Origin of the sequence: Ralstonia sp. 24A2 (assembly GCF_051783885.1) — a bacterium.
Classification (GTDB): domain Bacteria; phylum Pseudomonadota; class Gammaproteobacteria; order Burkholderiales; family Burkholderiaceae; genus Ralstonia.
In genome coordinates, this window is record NZ_JBPVZD010000001.1 from 100,569 (window position 1) to 123,468 (window position 22,900).

The 22,900-nt window shown below is 64.3% G+C and carries 22 protein-coding genes; 5 read left to right on the top strand and 17 right to left on the bottom strand.

Features of this window, described 5'->3' with window-relative positions:
- The first annotated feature begins 154 nt into the window (after positions 1-154).
- The 3 genes from ACS13N_RS00440 (at position 155) to ACS13N_RS00450 (ending at position 3,237) form a co-directional block, all read left to right on the top strand.
- Positions 155-580 carry a DUF1090 domain-containing protein gene (locus ACS13N_RS00440; protein WP_438929847.1) on the top strand — a complete coding sequence of 142 codons (426 nt, stop codon included), beginning with the start codon at positions 155-157 and terminating at the stop codon, positions 578-580.
- Positions 581-637: 57 nt separating this feature from the next.
- Positions 638-2,014 (top strand): GntT/GntP/DsdX family permease, encoded by a 1,377-nt coding sequence (locus ACS13N_RS00445; RefSeq protein WP_438929848.1) that lies wholly within the window; start codon positions 638-640, stop codon positions 2,012-2,014.
- A 140-nt stretch (positions 2,015-2,154) separates the two neighbouring features.
- Positions 2,155-3,237, top strand: coding sequence for a M14 family metallopeptidase (locus ACS13N_RS00450; RefSeq protein WP_438929849.1), 1,083 nt, complete (start codon positions 2,155-2,157; stop codon positions 3,235-3,237).
- 1 nt (position 3,238) lies between these two features.
- Here ACS13N_RS00450 and ACS13N_RS00455 read toward each other — a convergent pair whose 3' ends face one another.
- From ACS13N_RS00455 to ACS13N_RS00485, 7 genes are all read right to left on the bottom strand, one after another.
- Positions 3,239-4,135 carry an EamA family transporter gene (locus tag ACS13N_RS00455; RefSeq protein WP_438929850.1) on the bottom strand — a complete coding sequence of 299 codons (897 nt, stop codon included), beginning with the start codon at positions 4,133-4,135 and terminating at the stop codon, positions 3,239-3,241.
- Positions 4,136-4,242: 107 nt separating this feature from the next.
- Positions 4,243-5,598 (bottom strand): peroxidase, encoded by a 1,356-nt coding sequence (locus ACS13N_RS00460; protein ID WP_438929851.1) that lies wholly within the window; start codon positions 5,596-5,598, stop codon positions 4,243-4,245.
- Between the two features lie 135 nt (positions 5,599-5,733).
- On the bottom strand, positions 5,734-7,281 hold the full coding sequence (locus ACS13N_RS00465) for a methyl-accepting chemotaxis protein (RefSeq protein ID WP_438929852.1): 1,548 nt from the start codon (positions 7,279-7,281) through the stop codon (positions 5,734-5,736).
- Positions 7,282-7,502: 221 nt separating this feature from the next.
- A complete protein-coding gene (locus tag ACS13N_RS00470) occupies positions 7,503-7,958 on the bottom strand; it encodes a DUF2147 domain-containing protein (RefSeq protein WP_438929853.1) in 456 nt (151 codons plus the stop codon).
- Positions 7,959-8,022: 64 nt separating this feature from the next.
- Positions 8,023-9,129 carry a collagen-like triple helix repeat-containing protein gene (locus ACS13N_RS00475; RefSeq protein WP_438929854.1) on the bottom strand — a complete coding sequence of 369 codons (1,107 nt, stop codon included), beginning with the start codon at positions 9,127-9,129 and terminating at the stop codon, positions 8,023-8,025.
- A 141-nt stretch (positions 9,130-9,270) separates the two neighbouring features.
- Positions 9,271-10,095, bottom strand: coding sequence for a collagen-like triple helix repeat-containing protein (locus ACS13N_RS00480; RefSeq protein ID WP_438929855.1), 825 nt, complete (start codon positions 10,093-10,095; stop codon positions 9,271-9,273).
- A 378-nt stretch (positions 10,096-10,473) separates the two neighbouring features.
- Entirely contained in the window at positions 10,474-10,812 is a 339-nt protein-coding gene (locus ACS13N_RS00485) for a hypothetical protein (protein WP_438929856.1), read from the bottom strand.
- Between the two features lie 1,051 nt (positions 10,813-11,863).
- Between ACS13N_RS00485 and ACS13N_RS00490 the strand changes: the two genes are divergently transcribed.
- On the top strand, positions 11,864-12,469 hold the full coding sequence (locus ACS13N_RS00490) for a histone H1-like DNA-binding protein (RefSeq protein ID WP_438929857.1): 606 nt from the start codon (positions 11,864-11,866) through the stop codon (positions 12,467-12,469).
- Positions 12,470-12,729: 260 nt separating this feature from the next.
- Here the strand turns inward: ACS13N_RS00490 and ACS13N_RS00495 are convergent, their stop codons facing one another.
- From ACS13N_RS00495 to ACS13N_RS00540, 10 genes are all read right to left on the bottom strand, one after another.
- Positions 12,730-13,197 carry a hypothetical protein gene (locus ACS13N_RS00495; protein WP_438929858.1) on the bottom strand — a complete coding sequence of 156 codons (468 nt, stop codon included), beginning with the start codon at positions 13,195-13,197 and terminating at the stop codon, positions 12,730-12,732.
- A gap of 9 nt (positions 13,198-13,206) precedes the next feature.
- Positions 13,207-14,142 carry a carbohydrate kinase family protein gene (locus ACS13N_RS00500; RefSeq protein WP_438929859.1) on the bottom strand — a complete coding sequence of 312 codons (936 nt, stop codon included), beginning with the start codon at positions 14,140-14,142 and terminating at the stop codon, positions 13,207-13,209.
- Between the two features lie 96 nt (positions 14,143-14,238).
- Entirely contained in the window at positions 14,239-14,739 is a 501-nt protein-coding gene (tpx, locus tag ACS13N_RS00505; protein WP_438929860.1) for a thiol peroxidase, read from the bottom strand.
- A gap of 167 nt (positions 14,740-14,906) precedes the next feature.
- Complete coding sequence (locus ACS13N_RS00510) at positions 14,907-16,397, bottom strand: DUF3426 domain-containing protein (RefSeq protein ID WP_438929861.1); 1,491 nt, start codon at positions 16,395-16,397, stop codon at positions 14,907-14,909.
- A gap of 96 nt (positions 16,398-16,493) precedes the next feature.
- Positions 16,494-17,390, bottom strand: a complete 897-nt coding sequence (gene prmA, locus ACS13N_RS00515) for a 50S ribosomal protein L11 methyltransferase (RefSeq protein ID WP_438929862.1) — start codon at positions 17,388-17,390, stop codon at positions 16,494-16,496.
- Position 17,391: 1 nt separating this feature from the next.
- Positions 17,392-18,759, bottom strand: coding sequence for an acetyl-CoA carboxylase biotin carboxylase subunit (gene accC / locus ACS13N_RS00520; protein ID WP_048933091.1), 1,368 nt, complete (start codon positions 18,757-18,759; stop codon positions 17,392-17,394).
- Positions 18,760-18,897: 138 nt separating this feature from the next.
- Complete coding sequence (gene accB / locus ACS13N_RS00525) at positions 18,898-19,365, bottom strand: acetyl-CoA carboxylase biotin carboxyl carrier protein (protein WP_426395030.1); 468 nt, start codon at positions 19,363-19,365, stop codon at positions 18,898-18,900.
- A 137-nt stretch (positions 19,366-19,502) separates the two neighbouring features.
- Positions 19,503-19,982, bottom strand: a complete 480-nt coding sequence (aroQ, locus tag ACS13N_RS00530; RefSeq protein ID WP_438929863.1) for a type II 3-dehydroquinate dehydratase — start codon at positions 19,980-19,982, stop codon at positions 19,503-19,505.
- A 182-nt stretch (positions 19,983-20,164) separates the two neighbouring features.
- Positions 20,165-20,689: a TlpA family protein disulfide reductase gene (locus tag ACS13N_RS00535; RefSeq protein WP_438929864.1), complete on the bottom strand. Its 525-nt coding sequence runs from the start codon at positions 20,687-20,689 to the stop codon at positions 20,165-20,167.
- Positions 20,690-20,753: 64 nt separating this feature from the next.
- Positions 20,754-21,431 (bottom strand): UDP-N-acetylmuramate--alanine ligase, encoded by a 678-nt coding sequence (locus ACS13N_RS00540; protein ID WP_438929865.1) that lies wholly within the window; start codon positions 21,429-21,431, stop codon positions 20,754-20,756.
- Positions 21,432-21,513: 82 nt separating this feature from the next.
- Between ACS13N_RS00540 and mpl the strand changes: the two genes are divergently transcribed.
- Positions 21,514-22,899 (top strand): UDP-N-acetylmuramate:L-alanyl-gamma-D-glutamyl-meso-diaminopimelate ligase, encoded by a 1,386-nt coding sequence (gene mpl, locus ACS13N_RS00545; protein WP_438929866.1) that lies wholly within the window; start codon positions 21,514-21,516, stop codon positions 22,897-22,899.
- Position 22,900 lies beyond the last annotated feature (1 nt).

Genomic DNA, 22,900 nt, shown 5'->3' on the forward strand with positions numbered 1-22,900 from the left:
TGGGATACCCCTCCACTCCAGACTTAAGAAAGGGCCCGTCAGGGCCCTTTTTTATTGTTACGACTGTTGAGAATGTGTTGAGCTTGATGGGGCCAGGCTCGCGGTCGTCTTATCGTTGCGCCCTGAGTTGAACTGAAGAAGACAGGGGCACCATATGAAAAAGACGTTTCTTGCCACCATCGTGCCGTTTGCCCTGCTGGGTACCTCGTCGGCTTTTGCCGACAACGTCGGCTGTGCCGCCAAGATCCGCGCCATCGAGACGCAGATCGGCGAAGCCGAGAAATACGGCAACACCCACCGCATCGCCGGCCTGCAGGATGCGCTGGCCAACACCAAGGCCAACTGCAGCAATGCCGGGCTGGCCGATCGCGCCGACCGCAAAGTGCGTGATGCCCAGGAAGACCTTCGCCGAGCCGAATCGGAAGTGCGTCAGGCCGAAGACAAGCTGCGTGAAGCGCGTGACGAGGGCAAGACCAAGAAAATCCGCAAGGCGGAACGCAACCTGGCCGACAAGCAACGCAAGCTGCGTGAGAAGACGGAAGACCTGCGCGCCGAGCAAGCCGCGCTCGGCAAGCATTGAGATAGATATTGTGGATGGATCGGGCTGGATTGATCCAGTGTAGAAACAGGAGGTTGTGTGCATCCAGCAGCGGTTTTGGCCAGTTGGGGGCCGCACGATACCCAGCTTATCCTGTCATGCGGACTTGGCCTCGCATTGATTATTGTCGCCATTGGCTGGCTCAAGCTGGCCCCGTTTCTGGCGATTCTGGTGGGTACGTTTGTTGCCGGTATCACGGCAGGGCTTGCACCTGCAGCCATTGCGTCTGCCTTTGCCCAGGGCGTGGGCAACTTGCTTGGCAACATTGGTATCACCATTGCACTGGGTGCCATGCTGGGTGCGCTGGTCGCGGGCTCTGGCGCGGCGGATCGGCTGGTGGATACGATCCTTAAGCGTTCAACGCCGCGCACGTTGCCGTGGCTGATGGTGCTGGTGGCGTTGATCATTGGCCTGCCGTTGTTCTTCGAGGTGGGCCTGGTGATGATGGTGCCCATCATCTTCGCGATGGCGCGTCGCTCGGGGCAGCCCATTTTGCGCATCGCCATTCCTGCGCTGGCGGGCCTGACGACGCTGCATGCCTTGATTCCGCCGCATCCTGGCCCACTGATTGCCGTCAGCGCCTTGCATGCGGATCTTGGCCTGACGTTTGGGTTGGGGCTGCTGGTGGCCCTTCCAGCGGCTGTGCTGGCGGGCCCGCTGTATGGGATGTGGCTCTCAAAACGGCTGGTCTTGGCCGAGCCCGAAGACATCGGGCGCACGTTTGCCGCCCGCCCGGACGCGCAAACGCTGCCGGGTTTTGGTATTTCGCTTTTGACGATGCTGCTGCCCGTGCTGTTCATGCTCGGACACACCGTCGCCCAACTGTGGCTGCCGCACGATGACTGGCGCTATCAAGCCCTGAACTTTCTGGGGGAGCCCGTTATTGCGCTTGGGTTGACGGTGCTGTTTGCCATGGTGGCGCTGGGCTGGGCGCGTGGCATGCCGCGCACGCAGGTTGGCGATATCGTCCGCAAGGGGTTGCCGCCCATCGCGGCGCTGCTGCTGACGATTGGCGCAGGTGGTGGTCTCCAGCAGGCGCTAGTGATGGCGGGCATCAGCGATACGGTGGCCAAGATTGCGCAAGTCGGGCATTTGCCGCTGATCCTGTTGGCGTGGCTGATTGCGGTGGCGCTGCGTCAGGCCACGGGTTCGGCCACAGTGGCGACCACGACGACGGCCGGGATTGTGGCCCCGCTCACCGCAAGCCTAAGCGCTACGCACAATGGGCTGCTGGCGTTGGCGATTGGTGCGGGGTCAGTGTTCTTTTGCCACGTCAACGACGCGGGTTTCTGGATGATCCGCGAATACTTTGGCCTCACGCTCAAGCAAACCATCCAGGTGTGGTCGGTATTGCAGACGATCGTGTCCGTGGTCGGGCTGGTGCTGACTTATGTCTTCTGGATTGCACTGAGCTAGCGGATGGATATCAGGGCAGCACAGATTGATCCATCCAACACCGCCGTTTCTTGCGCACGCGTACAGACAAAGGGCTTGGCTACACTGGTAGTGGTTTCCAGTTTCCAATTCCACGGCCAATCGAGAGGAGAGGTCTAGACATGGCGGTCGAACCCTTCTTTGCGCACACCTACGATGAAGCGCGCGCCAAGTTCCTGACGGCCGCCCAGGCCCGAGGGATGGGCGTGGAGCGGCATCTTCATCCGGATGCGCTCGGGCCATCCGGGGAGCCGCTTTCGATCGACACGGCGCTGTTCTCGCCGGCGCAAGCCGATGCGTTGCTGATCGTGACTTCCGGTGTGCACGGTGTGGAAGGGTTCTGCGGCTCCGGTTGCCAGATCGGCCTGCTGCACGATGACGAACTCTTTGCACGGCTGGCGGCGTCCAGGCTGGCGCTGCTGCTGGTGCATGCGGTCAACCCATACGGGTTCGCCCATCTGCGCCGCGTCAACGAAGACAACGTCGACCTCAACCGCAACAGCGTCGATTTTGCCGAGGCGGCGTCCGCCAATCCGGCCTATATCGAAGTCGATCCGCTGCTGCTGCCATCAACGTGGCCGCCCAGCCAGGCGGATCAGGCTGCGTTGCAGCACTACATGGTCACGCGCGGCGAGAAAGCCTTGCAGGATGCCGCAACCAGCGGGCAATACCGCGTGCCGGACGGCATGTTCTACGGCGGCACCGCCTCGTGCTGGAGCACCCAGCAGATGCGCGGGCTGGTGTCCCGGCATGCTGCCAACGTTTCCCGTTTCATGTGGATCGACTTGCATACCGGGCTCGGCCACCACGGCCACGGCGAGAAGATCTTCAACAGCCCTGACTCTGCCGAGCTGGAGCGTGCCATCCGCACGTGGGGTGCGGATGTCCGGCCGATTGCAGCGCCGGGGTCGGTGTCATCGGTGGTCAAGGGGGATCTGGTGGGCGTGGCATATGAACTGCTGCCCGACATCGAGAAGACCTGCATCACGCTGGAGTTCGGCACGCTCGCCCCGATGGCCGTGCTGCAGGCCCTGCGCGCCGACCACTGGCTGCATCGACACCCGGAGCGCGGTGCCGCGCAGGCCGCCGGCATCCGCCAGGCGCTGCGCGATGCGTTCTATTGCGATGTGCCGGAGTGGAAGGGCATGGTCTACGCGCAAACGCGCATGGCCGTGCTGCAAGCCGTGGCGAGGGTTTCCGGCTAGGTCACTCGCTGTGCGCCGGCTTGGGCGCGCGCACTGTCAGCGCACACCCGGCTGACGCGGCGATGATGGCCAGAATGGCCGTCCACTGCCGCCCCGTCAGTTGCTCGTGCAGCACGATGGCCCCGGCCAGTGCACCGATGGCTGGCTCCAGGCTCAGCAGTACAGAGAACGTTTTGCCCGGCAGGTGCTTGAGCGCCACCATCTCCAGCGAATACGGAATCGCGCTCGACAGCAACCCGATGCCCAGCCCCGCAAGAATGAGCGACGGCGTCAGCAGCGCGGCCCCCGCCTGTGCCACGCCAAACGGAATCGCGAACAACGCCCCCACGGTCATCCCCAGCGACGTTGCCTGGCCCGCATGCAGGCCGCCGAGGTTCTTGCCGGTCAGGATATAGAGCGCCCAGCACACACCCGCCGCCAGCGCATACGCCGCGCCCAGGTGATCGACCTGGCCAACCGTCTTGTCGCCCACCGACAGCATCAGCAGGCCCACCACCGCCAGCCCGATCCACACGAAATCGAGCGCCCGGCGCGACAGCACCACCGCCAGCACCAGCGGCCCGGTGAACTCGATGGCGATCGCAATGCCGATCGGCAGCCGCTGCAGCGACAGATAGAACAGCAGGTTCATGCTCGCCAGCGTGACGCCATACAGGGCGATGCGGCCGGCATCGGCGCGGGTCAGGTGCAGGCGCCACGGCCGCCAGAACGCCAGCAGGATCGCCGCGCCGATGGTGACGCGATACGTGACCGTGCCCGCTGCCCCCAGCACTGGGAACAGCGTTTTGGCAAACGAGTTGCCCAGGCACACGGAGGCCATTGAGCCCATCAGGGCAAGAATGGGCATCCAGGGGGACGACGTGATGGAGGTGGACGAGGCGGGGGCAGCGGAAGACATGGGCGGTGCAGCAGATGCAACGCTACAGCATAGCCGCACGCTGCCGAGAAAACATTGCGTTCTCGGCAGCGTGCGTGCGGGTTTTTCTCGAAACGTGGGCGGAGCGCTTAGAGGGCCCCGGCACTGGGGCGGATCACGTCGATCAGCAGCACGCGCTGGCCTTCGCGTTCGCCGTCCGGGCGCGGGGTTACGCCGCGCTGCGGGCGCGGGGCGGCCAGCGGCGCTGGGTCTTCGGCGCTCATGCCGAACACGGCCAGCTTGGACGCTGCAATCCGCTGCAGCGTGCTGCGCACGCCGGGCACGTCCAGGTCTTCGGGGTCGAAGCCGGTGGTGGCCGTCCAGTCGTCGCGGACAATGTCCTGCAGGCCGTTGGCCATCTCGAACTGCAGCGACGCGCCGAACCCCTTCTGCAGCGAATGCGTGCCGAGCAGGTACTCGGCCGTGAGGAAGCCGCGCAGCCGCGTCCAGAACGCCATCGGGGAGATATTGCCGCTCTTGAGCGCATGGCTCGGGGCGACTTCCCAGCTATGGTCGAGCAGCCTGTTGATCAGGCGTCCCCAGGTCGGCACTTCGGTGCCGGCGGAGCAATCTTCACCCGCGCCTTCGGGGCGGGCAAGCTGGCGCAGCAGGCCGGTGAACGAGCCGGTCGTCGGACGTGCGCCGCCTGCCTGCGGGCCGGACGGCCAGCGCCATTGCAGCGGCGAGAGCGGCCGGGCGCCCGGCCATTGCGCGTGGGCCTGCAGGCCGGTACACGGTGTCAGGTAACGCCACTGACGCTGGTCGCGGCCGACGCGGCGCAGCGGTTCCAGTTCGGCTGACAGATCAAACTTGCCGAGGAAGGCGGCATTGCGCGACTTGATCGGCGAACGGGCGTAGACGTTGAAGTCAGGCCAGCCTTCGTACAGGTTGATCTGTGGCAGCGCGTGGTGCTTGTCCAGCGCATCGTCGGGTTGATCGATGCGGCGGGCGGTGAGGAACAGCGCGCGGCAATCGAGCGTGGGCACGGCACCGCGCAGGCGGAACAGCACGAGCAGGTCGCCGAACTCGGCGGGGCGCGCTTCAGCGCGGGCCGGATAGGCGTGCGGTTGTTCTTCGGGCCAGAACGTGGTCAGGCGCAGGGCTGCGCCGGGAAACGCGCTGCGCAGTCCTTGCCGCAGCAGGCGCAGGCCATCGGCGCCACGCAGGATGCGGAGAATGGACAGATCGTCGCGTAGTGCAGCGTCGGGGTGTGGGCCACGGCCGCCATTTTCTGCTGCCAGGGCAAATCGCCACAGGGCGGTATCGCTGGCCAGATCTTGCTCGGCAGCATCGCGTACGGCGTTGGGGCGGGCGCCAGACATCGGCTCACGGGCGCCGCCGGGCGTGTCTCCAGGGTTGTCTCCTGTTACGGCCTGGGCGCTGGTAGTCGACCCGGCAATCGCGCCAGTAAGGCCCCTGAATGGCGGCCGGTTGCGCTCGGGCATGGCTATTCCAACGTGTTGTTTGTATTGATTCCTCTGCCGCGCAGCATAACACCATGCGACATACCGGAGAACGGACCACCGCCCCTACGCTCGTTGGGGCTGGGGGCGGAGTCTGGCTCGGTTTTTGGTGCCGGATCAGGCGGTGCGGAACGACGCTACCGCGTCGCGCAGCACCTGCGCTTGCTCTTCCAGCGACAGCGCCGCAGCGGCGGCCTGCTCGACCAGTGCGGCGTTCTGCTGCGTCACCTCATCCATCTGATTGATGGCCTGGTTGACCTGTTCGATGCCGGAGCTTTGCTCGTCAGACGCGGCCGAAATCTCGCCCATGATGTCGGTGACGCGCTTCACCGCCACGACCACTTCATCAATCACGCTGCCAGCCTCTGCCACCAGCGTGGTGCCGTTTTCGACACGGCCAACCGAATCGCCGATCAGCGCCTTGATTTCCTTGGCGGCTGCCGCGCTGCGTTGTGCCAGGCCGCGCACCTCGCCGGCGACGACGGCAAAGCCGCGCCCTTGTTCGCCCGCGCGTGCGGCTTCCACGGCGGCATTGAGCGCGAGGATGTTGGTCTGGAACGCAATCCCCTCGATCACGCCGATGATGTCGGCAATCTTCTTGCTGCTTTCGTTGATGCCGGCCATGGTGTCCACCACCCGGCCGACCACCTCGCCGCCCTTTGTGGCGATGTCCGATGCGCTGCCTGCAAGCTGGCGGGCTTGGCGCGCGTTGTCGGCGTTCTGCTTCACGATGCTGGTCAGCTCTTCCATGCTCGAAGCGGTCTCCTCCAGCGAGCTGGCTTGCTCTTCCGTGCGCTGCGACAGGTCAGCATTGCCCGCGGCGATCTGCTTGGTCGCGCTGGCAATCGAATCCGCCGACGTCTTGATATGGCCGATGGTGCCGGTCAGTTGCTGCTGCATCTGCGCCATGGCGACCAGCATGCTGTCGCGATCATCCGCGCGGGTTTGCACGCGCACGGCCAGATCACCGGCGGCAATGCGGCGAGCCACCTCGGTGGCGTAGCTGGGCTCACCGCCCAGCCCGCGCTGTACGTTGCGGATGATGAGCGACATCGCCACCGACACCACGCCACCTACCAGCAGGATGACGATCAGGTTGGCGATGAGCGAGTGGTGATAGGCGGCGTCCACCTCCTGCAGGAAGACTGCGCTGGAGAGGTTCCAGTCCCACGGTGCGAAACGTCTTACGTAGCCGATCTTGGGCAGGGCGGTTTCGCTGCCGGGCAGGCGGCCCTGGTATTCAGCAAAGCCGAAACCCTTGTCCTTGGCCGCGTTGACGATGGTCGGGTAGACAGGTTTGCCGGTCGGGTCCTTGAAGCCGGCGGTGCTCTTGCCCACCATGTCGGCCAGCGTCGGGTGCATCTGCAGGATGAGCTGCGAATCGACGACAAACAGGTAGCCGGTGGTGCCGTAGCGCATTGAGGCGAGCGTGGCCAGTGCGGTCTTCTTGGCCTCGTCTTCACTCATGGCGCCGGATTGCGCTTTGGCGTGATACAGCTTGGCAACGCCCTCGGCAGCATCGACCAGATTCTGCAGGCCGACCTTGCGCTCATCGAGCATGGTCGCGCGGGTTTCCATGGCACTCCACACGCCAACACCGATCAGGCCCAGCCACATCAGGGCCAGCGCCAGGCGCAGTTTTGCTTTGAGTGTCCACTGTCGCATGTCGCGTTTTCTCCACTTTGTTGTGCCCCTAGCGGGCCGTTCCCTACGGGGGTAACGGCGGCCGGCAGTCGATTCTTTAGTGAAGACTTAATTAGGCAGGCCGTGGAGCGGCGTCGTGTACGCCCAAAAAAAGAAGGCGCTGGCTTGCACCGGCGCCTGAAGAGACGGCACCCGCTAGGGGGCGCCGCCGCGCGTTGGGAGGCTTCTTTATTAGCGGGGGTTCACTGCTCGCGAATCCACGTCTGCGAACGGCCGATCAGGCTGATGCCGATGAAGCCGCGCACCGTGAGCTTGTTGCCCGTCTCATCCAGCGACATCTTGGCGCTGTAGATCTTGCCGTTTTCCGGGTCGAGGATCTTGCCGCCGTCCCAGTTGTTGTTGCCGTTCGCCTTCAGGCCCGTGAGGATGGTCAGACCTTGGATGGGCTTGTCCTTGCGGTCGTCCGTGCACTTGGTGCAGGTCTTGTTCTCGTCGCCGGCGACGAGGATCTTGCTGACCGTGCCCGAGAACTCGCCGCCGTTGTCGACGATCTTGACTTCGCCTTTCTGCTTGCCGGTGTTGTCGTCGATGGTCTTCCAGGTGCCCGCCGGGCTGGTTTGCGCGAAGGCGGCGCCCGCAGCCAGTGCGAGTGCCAGTGCGCCGGTCAGACGTGCGAGAGAGTGGGGGGTACGTTGCATCGTGGTGTCTCCTTATCAGCGTAAAAAAATCGGTGAGGGTGATCGGTGGAGTTGGTCGTCTTGATCAATGGGCGCTCAGCGCGCCCGTCAGAGGGGACGGCGGATTGCTGCCGGAGCCGCCGGCGGCGTTCGTGACACCACCCAGCGCATTCGTAATCGGGGCGAGCGGGTTGCTGCCGCCCGACAGCGCGCTGGTGACCGGCGCCAGCGGGTTGCTACCGCCGGCCGCGCCACCGAGGCCGCCGCCCAGTGCATTCGTAATCGGCGCGAGCGGATTGGCCGAGCTACCGCCGCCGCCGTTGATCAGGCCACCGGCGCTGGCCACCGTACTACCGACCGTGCCGACCAGGCCACCCACGTCACGCGTGAGCGGGTTGCCGCCGGCCGCGCCGACTTGCGCACCGCCGCTTTGCAGCGCGCCGCCCACGGTGTTCAGTGCACCAGCCAGCGGGGCACCGAGCATGGTTGCCGCACCCACCTGCTGCCCAGCCCCCGCAACCTGCGACGACAGCGGCACGATCGCATTGCTGAGCTGCTGCGTGACTTGCTGTACCGGTCCGCTGGACGTGCCGATGGTCACCAGCCCGCCCGCACCTTGCGCCACCTGGCCGAGTGCCGACACACCGCTGCCCACCGGCGCCGTGATCGGGTTCAGCGGTGCCAGCGGGCTGCCAGAGGCACCCAGATCACTCACGGTTTGCCCTGCGTTGACCAGCGTGACACCCGTCGCGCGCACCACGTCACCCGAGCTCTGCACCGTCGTGCCGACCGGGTCGGGCGTCGAGCCGATCTTGCCCAGCCCGTTGCTGATGCCACCGCCCAGCGTTTGGACCGTGTTGCCGGCAGAGGTGACCGTGGCGCCCAGATCCTTCTGCGCAGCCGTGCCGCCCACGATGGGCACCGATGCAGTGCCGATGGTCGTGCCGAGGTCGCTCACCGTCTTGCCGGTCTGCGTGACGGCGTTGCCGCCGTTGCTGGCAACGTTGCCGACCGGCACCGCGCCCGGGCTGTTGTTAGCGCTCGACGATGGGGTCGTGTCGCCGTTCGGATTGCCACCCGAGGCGCAACCGGCTAGCGCGAGCACGGCCAGCGCGGCCGCTGCGAGCAGCGTGCGCGAGGACGACGCTGCGGACGAAGCGAAAGAAGCTTGGAGCGGGGTTTGATTCTTCATGGTGAGTCTCCTTGTAAGCGCGGCCCGTACCGCGTAATCACCACCGGGTGTCAGAAGAACGCGCGTCTGGCGTCCAGTGGGCAGCATCCGCCTGCGTTTGCCGTCGAATGCAAAGAAAGTTCTCCTAAGCGCTGAGGCGCATCAGTGATGCGCACCGGGTGACGTGCCCGACAGCAGCCCGCCAACCAATCCGCCGACCGTCGAACCGATGCTGCCCGGCCCGCCGACCGTCGAACTCGTGGTTGCACCACTACCGAGACTGCTGACCCCCGGAATCGCTGCCGTCAATGACCCGACTGCGGTCGCGACCGGTGCCAGCGCGCCGCCGAGCGCACCACCAGGCAGAGCTCCCGTGAGTGCGTTGCCAGGTGCACCACCGCCGGTGGAAGGCGCAGTCGGCGTGACAATCGCCGACAGCCCGCCGGTGATCGCGCCGAGTGCGCTCACCGTATTGCCCAGCGTCGACACCAACGCATCCCCCTTGCCAGCCGCTGCGATCGTCTTGCCTTCGCTACCGAGCGCGCTGCCCAGCGTCGTCAGCGCGCCGCCCACCGGCGTGCCCAGGCCCATTGTTGCGCCCAGCGTCTGCGTAGCGGAAGTCAGCGTGGTCGTGAGCGGCACGATGGCTGCCACGGTGGTGGTGGTCACCTGCTCAACCGGCGCGGTCAGCGTGGCGACGGGCGTGCTGCCCGTCGACGTGGTGCCGGTGCTGCCCGACGTGGTGCTGACGTTGCTGTTCGACCACGTTGGTGAACTCGACGCCGCGATCGTCGGCTTCGATTGCGTATCACTGCCACCACCGAGCGACGTTCCCATGTCACCGCTGCCCGAATTCGCGCATCCGGCGAGCAATGCCAAGGCCGCCACTGCCAGAGCGCAGGGCATCTGGCGCAACGCATGCTGGGCCTGCGGGAAAACCCCACGCTTGTGCGGGTTCGAACTCAACAAGAACGCTGGATCGCGCATCTTGTGCCTCCACTGCTTAGAACGCTTCTGTTGGACCCCTCTGTCTTGCGCTCTTTCTTTCGTCGGGTAGGTCGCTCACCGTGTGTCTGCAACATGCGGTTGGCAACGGTCTCCCTGTTTCGTCACGGACCACGCGCCGGTCCGCGCCACGCCGCGCGATCGATGCCGTGCTGACGTGGTGATCGGATCGTGAAGTGAAACTGAATGGCATGACAATCAGCGCCAACCTGACGCGCAGATATGCAATTGCAGCATTCCAACTCGGTCAATCCGTGTAAAACGCCGGCCGAAGCCGGTCTTGGAGTATCGACGCTGCAGCAAAAATGACCGGTGGATTGCCGTAGAACAATCCTTCTATCGTCGCGAAACCGCCTCGTTTCAAACGCGATTGCGTGCAGTTTTCAGTCGCTGCTGAACAGGGTTTTCCCGCGATCGGCGATGCGCCGACGCATGTGTGCGTCGCTGTGACGGCGCCTCTGTGCACGCGGCGTGCGTTGATGTGTCCGCACGAGCGTTCATCGACATGTGCGGCGACGTCGTTGCGTCATCTCGCGCCGACCTCCACGCGGATGCGTCGATGCGATCCATCTCGACGCACATCACCATCACGACGATCGCGCATCTGATGCGCGGCACGCGAATTGCGGCACGTGCATGCTCGGCGTCGGCCATGTTGACCATCGCAATCGCATCGAACTCGCACATCGTGCGTTGCATGCGAGCGAGACGCGCATGCGAAACGCATCAGCGAGTCGATGAACACGTTCAACGCGTCGATGCGCATGCGTGTAGCGCGTCGGTTGCGTGCGATCGCGCGAAAAATTCGCGCGCGTTGTCGCATCCGCGCATCGTTTTTTTTCACACGTATCGCGTTGCTCGCGCGTCGACACGCACGACATCGCAGCGTTCACGCATCGTGCGATCGCGTACGCGCGAGCGACACACAAGCAACATTGTGTGTTGCTGTAAACCGGCGTGAACATTGGGTTTGCGGGAGGCGAGTGTCTGCGTGAAGCAACGCGTTGACGTGATGTCACGACGCAAGAAAATGCGCATTCGAGAGGTCGACATGCATGCATGCGCGATCCAAATCGCAACGACGCACAGACGCGGCGCAATCCTTCACCAAAACTCGCCGCGCTTTTTGCATAAATCTCTTAACATCACCGCGCAAACGAATTATGATTCGCCTTGACAAGACGTTGACTTCGATGCAGGAAGGTTCTCGCAATCAACGTCGATGAACTTCCAAGCAAGCGGCAAGTGAAAGGTAGTCGAGGAGCGTAACCACTTTGATGCACGCCACGCCGACAGGGCTGTTCGAACTCGGTGCCGTCTCTGCGATCCCCTCGTCGGGATGGGCGTACTACCCCCAAAAGAAAACGCGCGCTCTCCAGATTTCCGCTGTCCGCAAAGTCACGCTGCAAGCGGCTTTGCGCTCTACACAGCGACTCGCGCAAGATCAGGTTTCGACCGGTGTGGCCACGATGCCCCGGTTCTCTCAATTGATGAAGACGCGTCGGATGCAGTGTGTCCGGCCGACTGCGGCTGCGTGCATGTGCCCGGCCGAGGTGTGCAACTTGCTGCGTGTGTCCACCGCGCGGGTTGCGGGTCTTCCTACCGAATTCATTAGCGTGCGACTGCCGTTTGGTGGCGCGCCGATGAATCGCTCGCTCGGTTGGTCTGGCGATGCAGTTGCATCGTGGGATCGGGCCGGTCGGGTTGCTCAATCTCGATAGTTCGATACCCAATCTCGAAGGAGTTTCCCATGGCAACTGCTGCTAAGAAGAAACCGGCCGCCAAGGCCCCGGCCAAGAAGGCCGCTGCGAAGAAGGCTCCGGCCGCCAAGAAGGTCGCTGCTAAGAAGGCTGCTCCGGCTGCTAAGAAGGCACCGGCCAAGAAGGTCGCAGCTAAGAAGGTTGCTGCCAAGAAGGCGCCGGCTGCTAAGAAGGCTGCAGTGAAGAAGGTTGCTGCCAAGAAGGCACCGGCTGCTAAGAAGGCTGCAGTGAAGAAGGTTGCCGCCAAGAAGGCACCGGCTGCCAAGAAGGCTGCAGTGAAGAAGGTTGCCGCCAAGAAGGCACCGGCCGCCAAGAAGGCTGCAGTGAAGAAGGTTGCTGCCAAGAAGGCCCCGGCTGCTAAGAAGGCTGCTGCTAAGCCTGCTGCGAAGAAGGCTGTTGCCAAGAAGGCCCCGGCTGCGAAGAAGGCACCGGCTGCGAAGAAGGCTGCTGCCAAGCCTGCTGCCAAGAAGGCTCCAGCGAAGAAGGCTGTCGCCAAGCCCGCTGCTGCTCCGGCCGCTGCACCGGCTGCACCTGCTGCCAAGACCGCGCTGAACCCGGCTGCTGCATGGCCGTTCCCGACTGGCAACCGTCCGTAAGTCATTCTTACGACGGTGATCCTCCGGGACCACAGCGGCGCGCAGGTTTTGTACCCCGCGCCCAACTGATCGGATACTGCGTATCCGGTCCGCAAGACCTGGTGTCTTGCACCGCCCGCCGATCGGCTCACGCCCCGGCGGGCTTTTTCTTGTCCACGCGATGTCGCGAATGACGCTAGCGGGCACAAAAAAACCGCACCGGCGCGATGCCGATGCGGTTTTGCTGATGCGTCAGGCCGGCTACCCGGCCATCAAATCGGTCAGTGCGTCACGCGGGTCACGCCGCCCGACGACAGCAGGCGTACGCGCTCACCCGGGCGGAAGGCCTCGTCGGCGTCTTGCGTGATGGCGCGGTACTCACCGTTGTCCAACTTGACGGTGATTTCCAGGCCGGGGCGCTTGTTCATCTGGCCTTCGATCGCGCTGCCCGCGACGCCACCCAGAATCGCACCGAGCACGCCTGCTGCCACCGAGCCGTTGCCGCGCCCGATGGCCGCTGCCGAACCGATGCCGCCGATCGCGCCGCCGGCAATGGTGCCCACGCCGGTCTGTTCACGGTCGATCACGACGTTGCGCACGGAATCTACCGTGCCGAAGCGCACGGTCTGCTCGCGCTGCGCCTGCCCCGAGGTATAGGCGCTGTTGGAGTTCGTGCCCATGGCGCAGCCTTGCAGGCCAAGGGCGGTGACCAGCATGGTCGCCGCGCCGATGCGATAGATGGGTTTCATGTTCATTCCTTATTGATACCGGTACCCGAAAGCAGATTCGAAGCGCCGGGCAATCTCGTCAACGGGCAGACCGTAGTTCTGCGGGCCTTGGCTGGCGATCTTGAGGGAGCCCATCAGGCTGGCAAGTCGGCCGGTGGTTTCCCAATCCATGCCGTTCTCGATCCCGTAGAGCAGGCCGCCGCGGAAGGCGTCGCCGCAACCGGTCGGGTCGACCACACGTTCGGCCGGCACGACTGGAATAGTGTACTGCTTGCCGCCGGCGTGAATTTCCGCCCCTTCTTCCCCGCGCGTGACGATGAAAGCCTCGACGCGTTGCGCAAGCTCTGTCGCACTGTAGCCCGTGCGTGACAGCATGACCTGCGCTTCGTAGTCATTGACCACCACGTAGCTGGCGAGTTCAACGAAGCGGCGCAGGTCGGCGCCGTCAAACAGCGGCATCGCCTGGCCCAGGTCGAAGATGAAGGGCACGCCGGATTCGGCAAATTGTGTGGCGTGATGCAGCATGCCGTCGCGGCTGTCGGGGCCGACCAGGCCCAGCTTGGCCGGCAGCGCGTTCTTGACCGAATTGATGCTCGAGTGGCTCATCGCGCCGGGGTGGAACGCGGTGATCTGGTTGTTGTCGCGGTCGGTCGTGATCATGGCCTGTGCCGTGAACGTGTCCGGAATTTCCGTGACATGCGCGGTCGAGATGCCGAGCTTCTTCAGGTAATCCAGGTACGGCCCCGCATCCTGGCCGACCGTGCCCATGATGATGGGCTCGCCACCGAGCAGCTTGAGCGAGTAGGCGATGTTGCCTGCACAGCCGCCGAACTCCCGGCGCATGGTCGGCACCAGAAAGGAGACGTTAAGAATGTGGATTTTGTCCGGCAGGATGTGTTCGCGGAAGTGCCCGTCGAACGTCATGATGGTGTCGTAGGCAACCGAGCCGCAGATCACGCTGGCCATATTGAGTGCACTCCAAATGTGAACGCGGCCGCCCCAGTGGGCGGCCGTGTGATGAACGCGAGACCGGAGGCCGGCCTCGCAGCAATACCAGTGAGCTTACTTCAGTGCGGCCAGGGCTGCGTCGTAGTTCGGCTCTTCCTTGATCTCGGGCACCAGTTGCGAGTACAGGACGTTGTCGTTGGCATCGAGCACGACCACGGCGCGGGCGGTCACGCCGGCCAGCGGGCCGCTCGTGATGTCGACGCCGTAGGCTTGCTTGAAGCCCTTGTCACGGAAGGTCGACAGCGGCTTGACGTTGGCGATGCCTTCGGTGGTGCAGAAGCGGCCAGCAGCAAACGGCAGATCGGCGGAGATGGACAGCACGACCGTGTTGTCCAGGTTGGCAGCGGCTTCGTTGAACTTGCGCGTGGAGGTGGCGCACACCGGGGTGTCCAGGCTCGGCACGATGTTCAGGACCTTGCGCTTGCCGGCAAAGTCGGCCAGCGACACGTCTTTCAGATCTGCGCCAACCAGCGTGAAAGCCGGGGCCTTCGTGCCTGCGGCCGGGAATGTGCCGCCGACTTCGATCGGGTTGCCGCCAAGGGTCACGTTTGCCATGGTGTTACTCCTTCCTTTGATGCGTGTTGGGGTAAGAGCCGCTAACAAAACCCACCTGGCGTCGTTGCGCCTCCCGAAGTGACCAACAATCGGTACTCCAGTACTGTCTGCGTCGGCACGCCTAGCCAGGCGGGTCTTGTTAGCGGCTCTAGGCCAGGGGTGAAAATTCAGGGGTAAAAAATCAGGACCCGGTAGTTGGCCGTCGGGCGCTGGGACTGGAATCGTACCCGAATCGGCAGCTCGGCGCGGGCGGGCAGACCTGACGTGCCGTATGCACTGTCGGTCGGGTTCAGGTAGTCGTTGGGCAGCAGCGCGCGGCGTGAGAGCAGTTGGTCCTGCAGATCGGTCGTCACCAGCTCGATGGCCGGCAGGGCGACCGGGTTGCCGGCGCGGTTGCGCAGCGTGGCGGTCAGCACGTACTGGTCGGATGCGTCACCTTCCTGGCGCTGCAGTTGCGACGATTCGATCTGCAGCGCGTCGAGGTCGCGCGGCGGGGCGATCTTGCAATGCAGCGGCTGGCACAGCGCTTCCCACAACGGTCGGGTGGACGGCACGCGGCGGGCGATTTCCGAGCGGCCAAGGAAGAGCACCTGTGCCACGGCCAACACGATCAGAAAGCCGATCGCAATGCGTGCCATCGCACGGCGCCCGGTCGACTTGCGCACCTGCTCGCGCGCCTGCGCGGCACGCAGGAAGTCGAGCGTGGCTGCCGAGACGCCGTGGTTCGGCCCACGCGCTTTGCGCGGACGTGGTGCGCCGGTCAGCGTACGCTGCGGCGTGGGGCCGTCGTGTTCATCATGCGCGCGGCGTGCATGATGGTTCCGGCGCGGCACCGGCGCAAACATCGTGTGCGGATCGGTCTCGTGACGCATCCAGACCGAATCGTGCTTGTCCTGTTTCTCTGCGGCGGCGGGTGCAGGTGCGGGTGCCGGCGTTTCGGGCTTCGTTACCGCAGGCGCGGGTACGCGTGTGACGGCCGGCGCGGGCGGCAAATCTGCCGACGGTTGCTTGGGCAAGGCCGCCGCGAACGCATCTTCATCGTCCTCGAACTCACGGATCGGTGGCAGGCCGTGGAACGGATCCACCGGTGCTGCGGGCGATTCCGGCGCGGCGGGCGCAGCGGTAGGTACGTCGGCGGCAGGTTCAATTGCTGCCGGTGCGGGTTCCTCCGCGGCTTCTGCTTCGGCCGGAGCTTCATCCGCCAGTGGACGCGTATCGGGAGCGGTGGGATGCGCGTCTGGAATTGGCGTCGCACCTTCGACTTCGCCCAGATGCACTTCGGCAACGTCTTCTTCCCAGATCAGCGTCATGCCGAAGCCGTGGTCGTCTTCGGCCGTGGGCGTTGCCGGAGAAGCTTCGGCTGGTGCCTCAGTCGGCGGAGTGGAGGGTTCCGTGGGTACAGGTGCGGGCGTGGCTCCGACGGCCGGTGTACGCGGATCTGTTTGTTGCGGTGCTGGGGTGACCGGTGTTGCTGCCGGCGGCGTGGGCGTAGCACCCAGCTCGATCAGATGTGCGCGCCCGTCAAAGACGTGATTGCAGCGCCCGCAACGGACGAGCCCGCCCCGTAGCCGAAGCTGATCGGCGACGACGCGGAATGCTGTTTGGCAATTGGGACAGCGGGCGGCCAAACGTGGCGCAGCTTGTGGCGCGGATGCCATGCAGAAGAAGGAGAAAAAAGCCGACCGCGCGAGTATTGCAGACAGTGACGCCAGCGTCGACCTTTGCAGGCAACGCTGGCGCGCAATACCGTGAAATTACGCGGGCTTCACACCATGCAGGCAGACCCAGCCGTCACGCGCACGCCACACCGTGAGCGGAATGGCGGAGGCGTATGCGGCTGCCACTTCCTCGGCTTGGCGCTCCAGCACGCCCGACAGGATCAGCCGGCCGCCCGGGCGCACACGTGCGCACAGCATGGCCGCCATCAACTTGAGCGGGTTCGACAGGATGTTGGCGACCACCAGATCGAACGTGCCTTCCGGAGCATCGTCGGGCAGGGCGAAGGTGGCGTCGACGCGGTTGCGTTCGGCGTTGTAGCGCGAGGCTTCCACGGCGTTCGGATCGATATCGACGCCGATGGTTTCACCGGCACCGAGCTTCTTGGCGACGATGGCCAGGATGCCTGAGCCGCAGCCGTAGTCGAGCGCGCGCTCACCGGGCTGCACGTGCTGCTCCAGCCATTCCATGCACAGGCGCGTGGTCGGGTGGCTGCCGGTGCCAAAGGCGAGGCCGGGGTCCAGCTCCAGCACCACGGCGTCGGGCTCCGGTGCGTCATGCCACGAGGGCACAACCCAGATGTGCTCGCCGATGTGGATCGGCTCGAACTGCGATTGCGTGACGCGCACCCAGTCCTGCTCTTCGACTTCGCGCACTGTGTACGCAGGGATCGGCGAGAGCTTGATCTCGTTGGCCGCCGCTGCCACCAGCAGTGCCGGATCGGCATCGTCGGCCAGCAGCGCGACCACGCGCGAGCGGTTCCACGCCAAGCGGGTCGGCTCGTGGCCGGGCTCGCCGAAGAGCGGTTGTTCTTCGGGCGTGTCGGCATCGGCGTCTTCCACCGACACCGACAGCGCGCCCAGGTCGAACAGCGCCTCGGACAACGCCTCAGCGTCGTCACGGGCGACTTCGAGCACGCATTCGCGGTACGTCATCTTATTTGCCGCCACCCTTGGCCACTTCCTGCTGCGCCAGACGGTGCTCCAGGTAGTGGATGTCGGTGCCGCCTTCAACGAAGTTGGCGTCGAGCATCAGGTCGCGGTGCAGCGGCACGTTGGTCGAGATGCCTTCCACCACCATTTCCGACAGGGCGATGCGCATGCGGGCGATGGCCTGCTCACGCGTGGCGCCGTACGTGATGACCTTGCCGATCATCGAGTCGTAGTTGGGCGGGACGAAGTAGCCGTTGTAGGCGTGCGAATCCACGCGAACGCCCGGACCACCCGGCACGTGCCACGACGTGATGCGGCCCGGCGACGGCGTGAACTTGAACGGATCTTCCGCGTTGATGCGGCACTCGATGGCGTGGCCCTTGAGCGTGATGTCCTTCTGGCGGAAGCGCAGCTTTTCGCCGGCCGCCACGCGGATCTGCTCCTGCACGATGTCGACACCGGTGATCATTTCCGTGACCGGGTGTTCGACCTGCACGCGCGTGTTCATTTCGATGAAATAGAACTCGCCGTTCTCGTACAGGAACTCGAACGTGCCGGCGCCACGGTAGCCGATCTTCTTGCAGGCGTCGGCGCAGCGGTCACCAATGCGCTCGATCAGGCGGCGCGCGATGTGCGGTGCCGGCGCTTCCTCAATCACCTTCTGGTGGCGGCGCTGCATGGAGCAATCGCGCTCGCCCAGCCAGATGGCGTTGCGGTGCTGGTCAGCCAGAACCTGGATTTCCACGTGGCGCGGATGCTCCAGGAACTTCTCCATGTACACCTCGGGGTTGCCGAAGGCACGACCGGCTTCTTCACGCGTCATGTTGACGGCGTTGATGAGCGCAGCCTCGGTGTGCACCACGCGCATGCCGCGGCCGCCGCCACCGCCAGCGGCCTTGATGATGACCGGATAGCCGACCTTCTTGGCCGTTGCCAGGATTTCCTTCGGGTCTTCGGGCAGGGCGCCTTCCGAGCCCGGCACGCACGGCACGCCGGACTTGATCATGGCCTGCTTGGCCGACACCTTGTCGCCCATCAGACGGATCGACTCGGGCGTCGGGCCGATGAAGGTGAAGCCGGATTGCTCCACGCGCTCGGCAAAGTCGGCGTTTTCCGAGAGGAAGCCGTAGCCGGGGTGGATCGCCTGGGCGTCGGTCACCTCGGCGGCCGAGATGATGGCCGGCATGTTCAGGTACGACAGCGGCGAGGGTGCCGGGCCGATACACACGGCTTCGTCGGCCAGCTTGACGTATTTGGCTTCCTTGTCCGCCTCGGAATAGACCACCACGGTCTTGATGCCGAGTTCGCGGCAGGCGCGCTGGATGCGAAGCGCGATCTCGCCGCGGTTCGCAATCAGGATCTTGTCGAACATCGTGTTCTCGCTACAAAAAGGGGAGGCGAGGGCGCTGTGTTGGGGCCGTTTTCAACGGACCTGTGCACTCGGTTGCGTCAACTCGCGCTCGGATGCGGCGCGCTGGGCGCCGCACGATGAGGGTCAGATGCCGGAAGATCAGCCGATCACGAACAGCGGTTGGCCGTATTCCACAGCCTGGCCGTTGTCGATCAGGATTTCCTTGATGACGCCAGCCTTGTCCGCTTCGATCTCGTTGAGCAGCTTCATCGCTTCGATGATGCAGATGGTCTGGCCTTCCTTGACGGTGTCGCCCACCTTGACGAACTCGGCAGCGCCTGGCGACGGCGAGCGGTAGAACGTACCGACCATCGGCGAGGTCACGATGTGGCCAGCCGGCAGGGCCGGGGCAGCGGCTTCAGCGCTGACTGCAGCCGGAGCGGCAGCGGCGGGCACGCCCACAGCGGGCGCGGCCTGCATCGGCATCGGCGCGTATTGCATCGGCGCGACCACTTGCGGTGCCGACTTGACGATGCGGACCTTGCCTTCGCCTTCGGTCACTTCGAGTTCCGAAATGCCCGATTCGGCCACGAGGTCGATCAGCGTTTTCAGCTTGCGCAAATCCATGAACGTTCTCCTGCAGCGTCGGCGGTCTGGGGCAAAGAAGGGTCGCACGCGAATGGCTCTTCAGCGTACGTGCTCCAGGCGCTGGCGTCGTTGCGTTGGTTAAGTGATTGAGATGAAGAGGGGAGGAAAGCGGCTGGTCAGCCGCCGTGTTGATCGCTGTATTGGTCGATGCAGTAGTCCAGCGCGGCCAGATAACCGCGCCAGCCCAGCCCACAGATCACGCCCACCGCGTGGTCTGCCAGATACGAATGGTGGCGGAACGGCTCGCGGCGATGCACGTTGGACAGATGGACTTCGATGTACGGAATCACCACCCCGGCCAGCGCATCGCGCAGGGCCACGCTGGTATGCGTGTAGGCCGCCGGGTTAATGATGATGAATTCGACGCCTTCGCCCTTGGCTGCGTGGATGCGATCGACCAGCGCGCCTTCGTGGTTCGACTGGAAGTGCACCAGCATGACGCCCCGCGCCTTGGCACGTTCGGCCAGGGCTGCGTTGATGTCGGCCAGCGTGGTTGCGCCATAGACTTCCGGTTCGCGCGTCCCCAGTAGATTGAGGTTCGGGCCGTGCAGCACGAGCACGTTACGAAGCGCTTTGGCGGTCGGTTTTTCAGCCACGATTTGACTGGTTGAGCGAAGTTGGGCGCAATTTACAGCAACTTAGAATGCTTTGTCTAGTTTTTGCTGAAAAGAGTTCGAGAAACTGGTGTTTTCACCGATCTTGCCAACTGCACAGTCAATTTTGCGTAGAAAGAAGGGTAGTTATGCGCACATGACCGTCATATGACGATTTTGCATGTTCACGTGCGCTGCAGCGCCTGACGCAGTTCGTCAGCGTGCACGCGGCCCATCTTTCGGAATGTGATTTCGCCTTGTGCGTTAAGAATCACAGTAAACGGCAAGCCACCCATCTCGTTGCCAAACTGCCGGCCCAGTTCCGTGCCGCCGAAACCGGCCACCGCAATCGGATAAGTGATGGGCACTTTACCCAGGAAGGTCTGGATATTGGCCGCCGTGTCGATACCGATGCCGACAAACTTTGCCTTGGCCTTTTGCTCCTGGGCGAGCGCGGACAGCTCCGGCATTTCTTCCACACAGGGGCCGCACCACGGCGCCCAGAAGTTGATCACCACCTGCTGCCCCCGGAATGCCGCCAGATCGATCGGCGTGCCGTTGGCGTCCGGCAGCTTGCTGCTGTAGAACGCGGCGACGACATTGTCGGCCGGCGTCTTGGGTTCGGTGGCCTTGTGTCCGGTGTAGATGCCCAGGGCTGCGGCAATCGCGCCGGCAATCAACAGGGCAATCAGGGCGGTACGGCGGGACATGGTTCGGGCGGTCTCTCTATATAGCCAGAGGCGAGGCGTGGCGGATTGTACTCCTCTTGGCTGACTACCCCTTTGAGAGGAGGGCGCGCACGGCTGCGGCATCTCCGCGCGCAGCCTTGCCGCTGGCATCGGTGCGTCGGGCGCCGCGCACATCGTTCATGTCATAGAGGGCGATATGTACGCCGACCGGCGTACCGGTTTCGGCGCGCAGTTCCTGGGCCAGTTCGCGGGCCTCGCGGCTGGCCGGCCATTGGCCGCGCCACAGGAAGCTGAGCGTTTCCACCTCGTCGCGGCCAGCGAAGTGAGCACTCTCTGTTGTGTCGAAGTCCACACCGGCGTTGAGCAGAAAGATCGCCACGTCCTTCGGGCTGTCGCAGAAGACCTGCAGGTGGATGTCGGAGTGCTCGCTGGCGGTACCGTTGAAGACCGCGCCGGCCAGGTACGGGTTGTGCACCTGCAGTCCCTCCATCAACACCAGCGCGATGCGACGCAGCAGCGCGAGCACGCGCGGTTGGGAATCGGCCTGGAACAGCGCCTGGTATTCGCGGACTTCGGTTTCGACCTGCTCGTTGTCGGGCAGCCACTCGCCAGCGGCGCGCGATTCTGAGCCGAGCACCTGGCGTGCGGCCTTGCGCTTGGCCGTGGCGTAGTCGGCACCGTCCTCCGCAATCATGCGGGCGGCGACGGCGGCAATTTCTTCCCGAACGCGGGTCGGATCGAGGAGGGGGCGTTTGGATGACATGATTTCTATTTTACTGAACCGCGCGCGTCTGCCCGTGGGCATGCCCGGTACAATGCCGCGCAACGTAGTTGAGATGGCTCCCATGCATATCCACATCCTTGGAATCTGCGGCACCTTCATGGGCGGCATTGCCCTGATCGCCCGCCAGGCCGGTCACCGTGTTACCGGCTGCGACGCCAACGTCTATCCGCCGATGAGCACCCAGCTCGAAGCCCAGGGCATCGAGCTGATCGAGGGTTTTGACCCCGAACAACTGTCGATCGGCGCGGATCTGTACGTGATCGGCAACGTGATCTCGCGCGGCAACCCGCTGATGGAAGCCATCCTGGATCGCAACCTGCCGTACGTTTCCGGCCCGCAATGGTTGGGCGACAACGTGCTGCGCCAGAAGTGGGTGCTCGCCGTGGCCGGCACGCACGGCAAGACGACCACCACCTCGATGCTCGCCTGGATCCTGCAGGACGCCGGCTACAACCCGGGTTTCCTGGTGGGCGGCGTGCCGCGCAACTTCGGGTTGTCGGCGCGACTGACCGAATCCGACTTCTTCGTCATCGAGGCCGACGAATACGACACAGCCTTCTTCGACAAGCGCAGCAAGTTTGTTCACTATCGCCCCCGCACGGCCATTCTGAACAACCTGGAATTCGATCACGCTGACATCTTCCCCGATCTCGCTGCGATCGAAACGCAATTCCATCATCTCGTTCGTACCGTACCCGGCCAAGGGCGTTTGCTCGTCAATGGCCGCGAAGACAGCATGAAGCGCGTGCTTGCGCGTGGATGCTGGTCAGAAGTCGAGTATTTCGGCGCAGAAGAGGGTGACGGCTGGAAAATCGCCCATCTGGGCGACGACGACAGCTTCGACGTACTCTTCAACGGCCAGACGCAGGGCCGGGTGCACTGGGCTCTGCAAGGCGACCACAATCGCATGAACGCGTTGGCCGCCATCGCCGCCGCGCGCCACGTGGGGGTGCCGGCGCCTCAAGCCATTGAAAGCCTGGCTCGTTTCGAAAATGTGAAACGCCGCATGGAAGTGCGCGGCACCGTCGATGGCGTGACTGTCTACGACGATTTTGCCCACCACCCCACCGCCATCCGCACGACCATCGATGGTCTGCGCCGCCGCGTCGGCAGCGCGCGCATCCTGGCGGTGCTGGAGCCGCGCTCGAACACTATGAAGCTGGGTGTGATGAAACAGGCGCTTCCCGATAGCCTGACCGGCGCCGACCAGGTATTCGCTTACGGTGCCGCCAGCGGCAAAGATGCCCTCGGTTGGGATTTGGCCGGCGCGCTGGCACCGCTGGGCGAGCGTGCGACGGCGTTCTCCGATCTGACCATGCTGGTTGAAGCCGTAACCGCTGCTGCCCGCCCGGGTGACCACGTATTGGTGATGAGCAACGGCGGCTTCGGCGGCGTGCACCAGAAGCTGCTGGATGCGCTGACAGAACGTGTCGGTGCCGCCAACTGAT

Excerpts from the sequence above, each read along its gene's own strand:
- ACS13N_RS00440 (WP_438929847.1), top strand. The coding sequence starts at position 155 with ATGAAAAAGACGTTTCTTGCCACCATCGTGCCGTTTGCCCTGCTGGGT.
- ACS13N_RS00450 (WP_438929849.1), top strand. The coding sequence starts at position 2,155 with ATGGCGGTCGAACCCTTCTTTGCGCACACCTACGATGAAGCGCGCGCC.
- ACS13N_RS00455 (WP_438929850.1), bottom strand. The coding sequence starts at position 4,135 with ATGTCTTCCGCTGCCCCCGCCTCGTCCACCTCCATCACGTCGTCCCCC.
- ACS13N_RS00460 (WP_438929851.1), bottom strand. The coding sequence starts at position 5,598 with ATGCCCGAGCGCAACCGGCCGCCATTCAGGGGCCTTACTGGCGCGATT.
- ACS13N_RS00465 (WP_438929852.1), bottom strand. The coding sequence starts at position 7,281 with ATGCGACAGTGGACACTCAAAGCAAAACTGCGCCTGGCGCTGGCCCTG.
- ACS13N_RS00470 (WP_438929853.1), bottom strand. The coding sequence starts at position 7,958 with ATGCAACGTACCCCCCACTCTCTCGCACGTCTGACCGGCGCACTGGCA.
- ACS13N_RS00475 (WP_438929854.1), bottom strand. The coding sequence starts at position 9,129 with ATGAAGAATCAAACCCCGCTCCAAGCTTCTTTCGCTTCGTCCGCAGCG.
- ACS13N_RS00480 (WP_438929855.1), bottom strand. The coding sequence starts at position 10,095 with ATGCGCGATCCAGCGTTCTTGTTGAGTTCGAACCCGCACAAGCGTGGG.
- ACS13N_RS00485 (WP_438929856.1), bottom strand. The coding sequence starts at position 10,812 with ATGCAACGCACGATGTGCGAGTTCGATGCGATTGCGATGGTCAACATG.
- ACS13N_RS00490 (WP_438929857.1), top strand. The coding sequence starts at position 11,864 with ATGGCAACTGCTGCTAAGAAGAAACCGGCCGCCAAGGCCCCGGCCAAG.
- ACS13N_RS00495 (WP_438929858.1), bottom strand. The coding sequence starts at position 13,197 with ATGAAACCCATCTATCGCATCGGCGCGGCGACCATGCTGGTCACCGCC.
- ACS13N_RS00500 (WP_438929859.1), bottom strand. The coding sequence starts at position 14,142 with ATGGCCAGCGTGATCTGCGGCTCGGTTGCCTACGACACCATCATGACG.
- tpx (WP_438929860.1), bottom strand. The coding sequence starts at position 14,739 with ATGGCAAACGTGACCCTTGGCGGCAACCCGATCGAAGTCGGCGGCACA.
- ACS13N_RS00510 (WP_438929861.1), bottom strand. The coding sequence starts at position 16,397 with ATGGCATCCGCGCCACAAGCTGCGCCACGTTTGGCCGCCCGCTGTCCC.
- prmA (WP_438929862.1), bottom strand. The coding sequence starts at position 17,390 with ATGACGTACCGCGAATGCGTGCTCGAAGTCGCCCGTGACGACGCTGAG.
- accC (WP_048933091.1), bottom strand. The coding sequence starts at position 18,759 with ATGTTCGACAAGATCCTGATTGCGAACCGCGGCGAGATCGCGCTTCGC.
- accB (WP_426395030.1), bottom strand. The coding sequence starts at position 19,365 with ATGGATTTGCGCAAGCTGAAAACGCTGATCGACCTCGTGGCCGAATCG.
- ACS13N_RS00535 (WP_438929864.1), bottom strand. The coding sequence starts at position 20,689 with ATGTCCCGCCGTACCGCCCTGATTGCCCTGTTGATTGCCGGCGCGATT.
- ACS13N_RS00540 (WP_438929865.1), bottom strand. The coding sequence starts at position 21,431 with ATGTCATCCAAACGCCCCCTCCTCGATCCGACCCGCGTTCGGGAAGAA.
- mpl (WP_438929866.1), top strand. The coding sequence starts at position 21,514 with ATGCATATCCACATCCTTGGAATCTGCGGCACCTTCATGGGCGGCATT.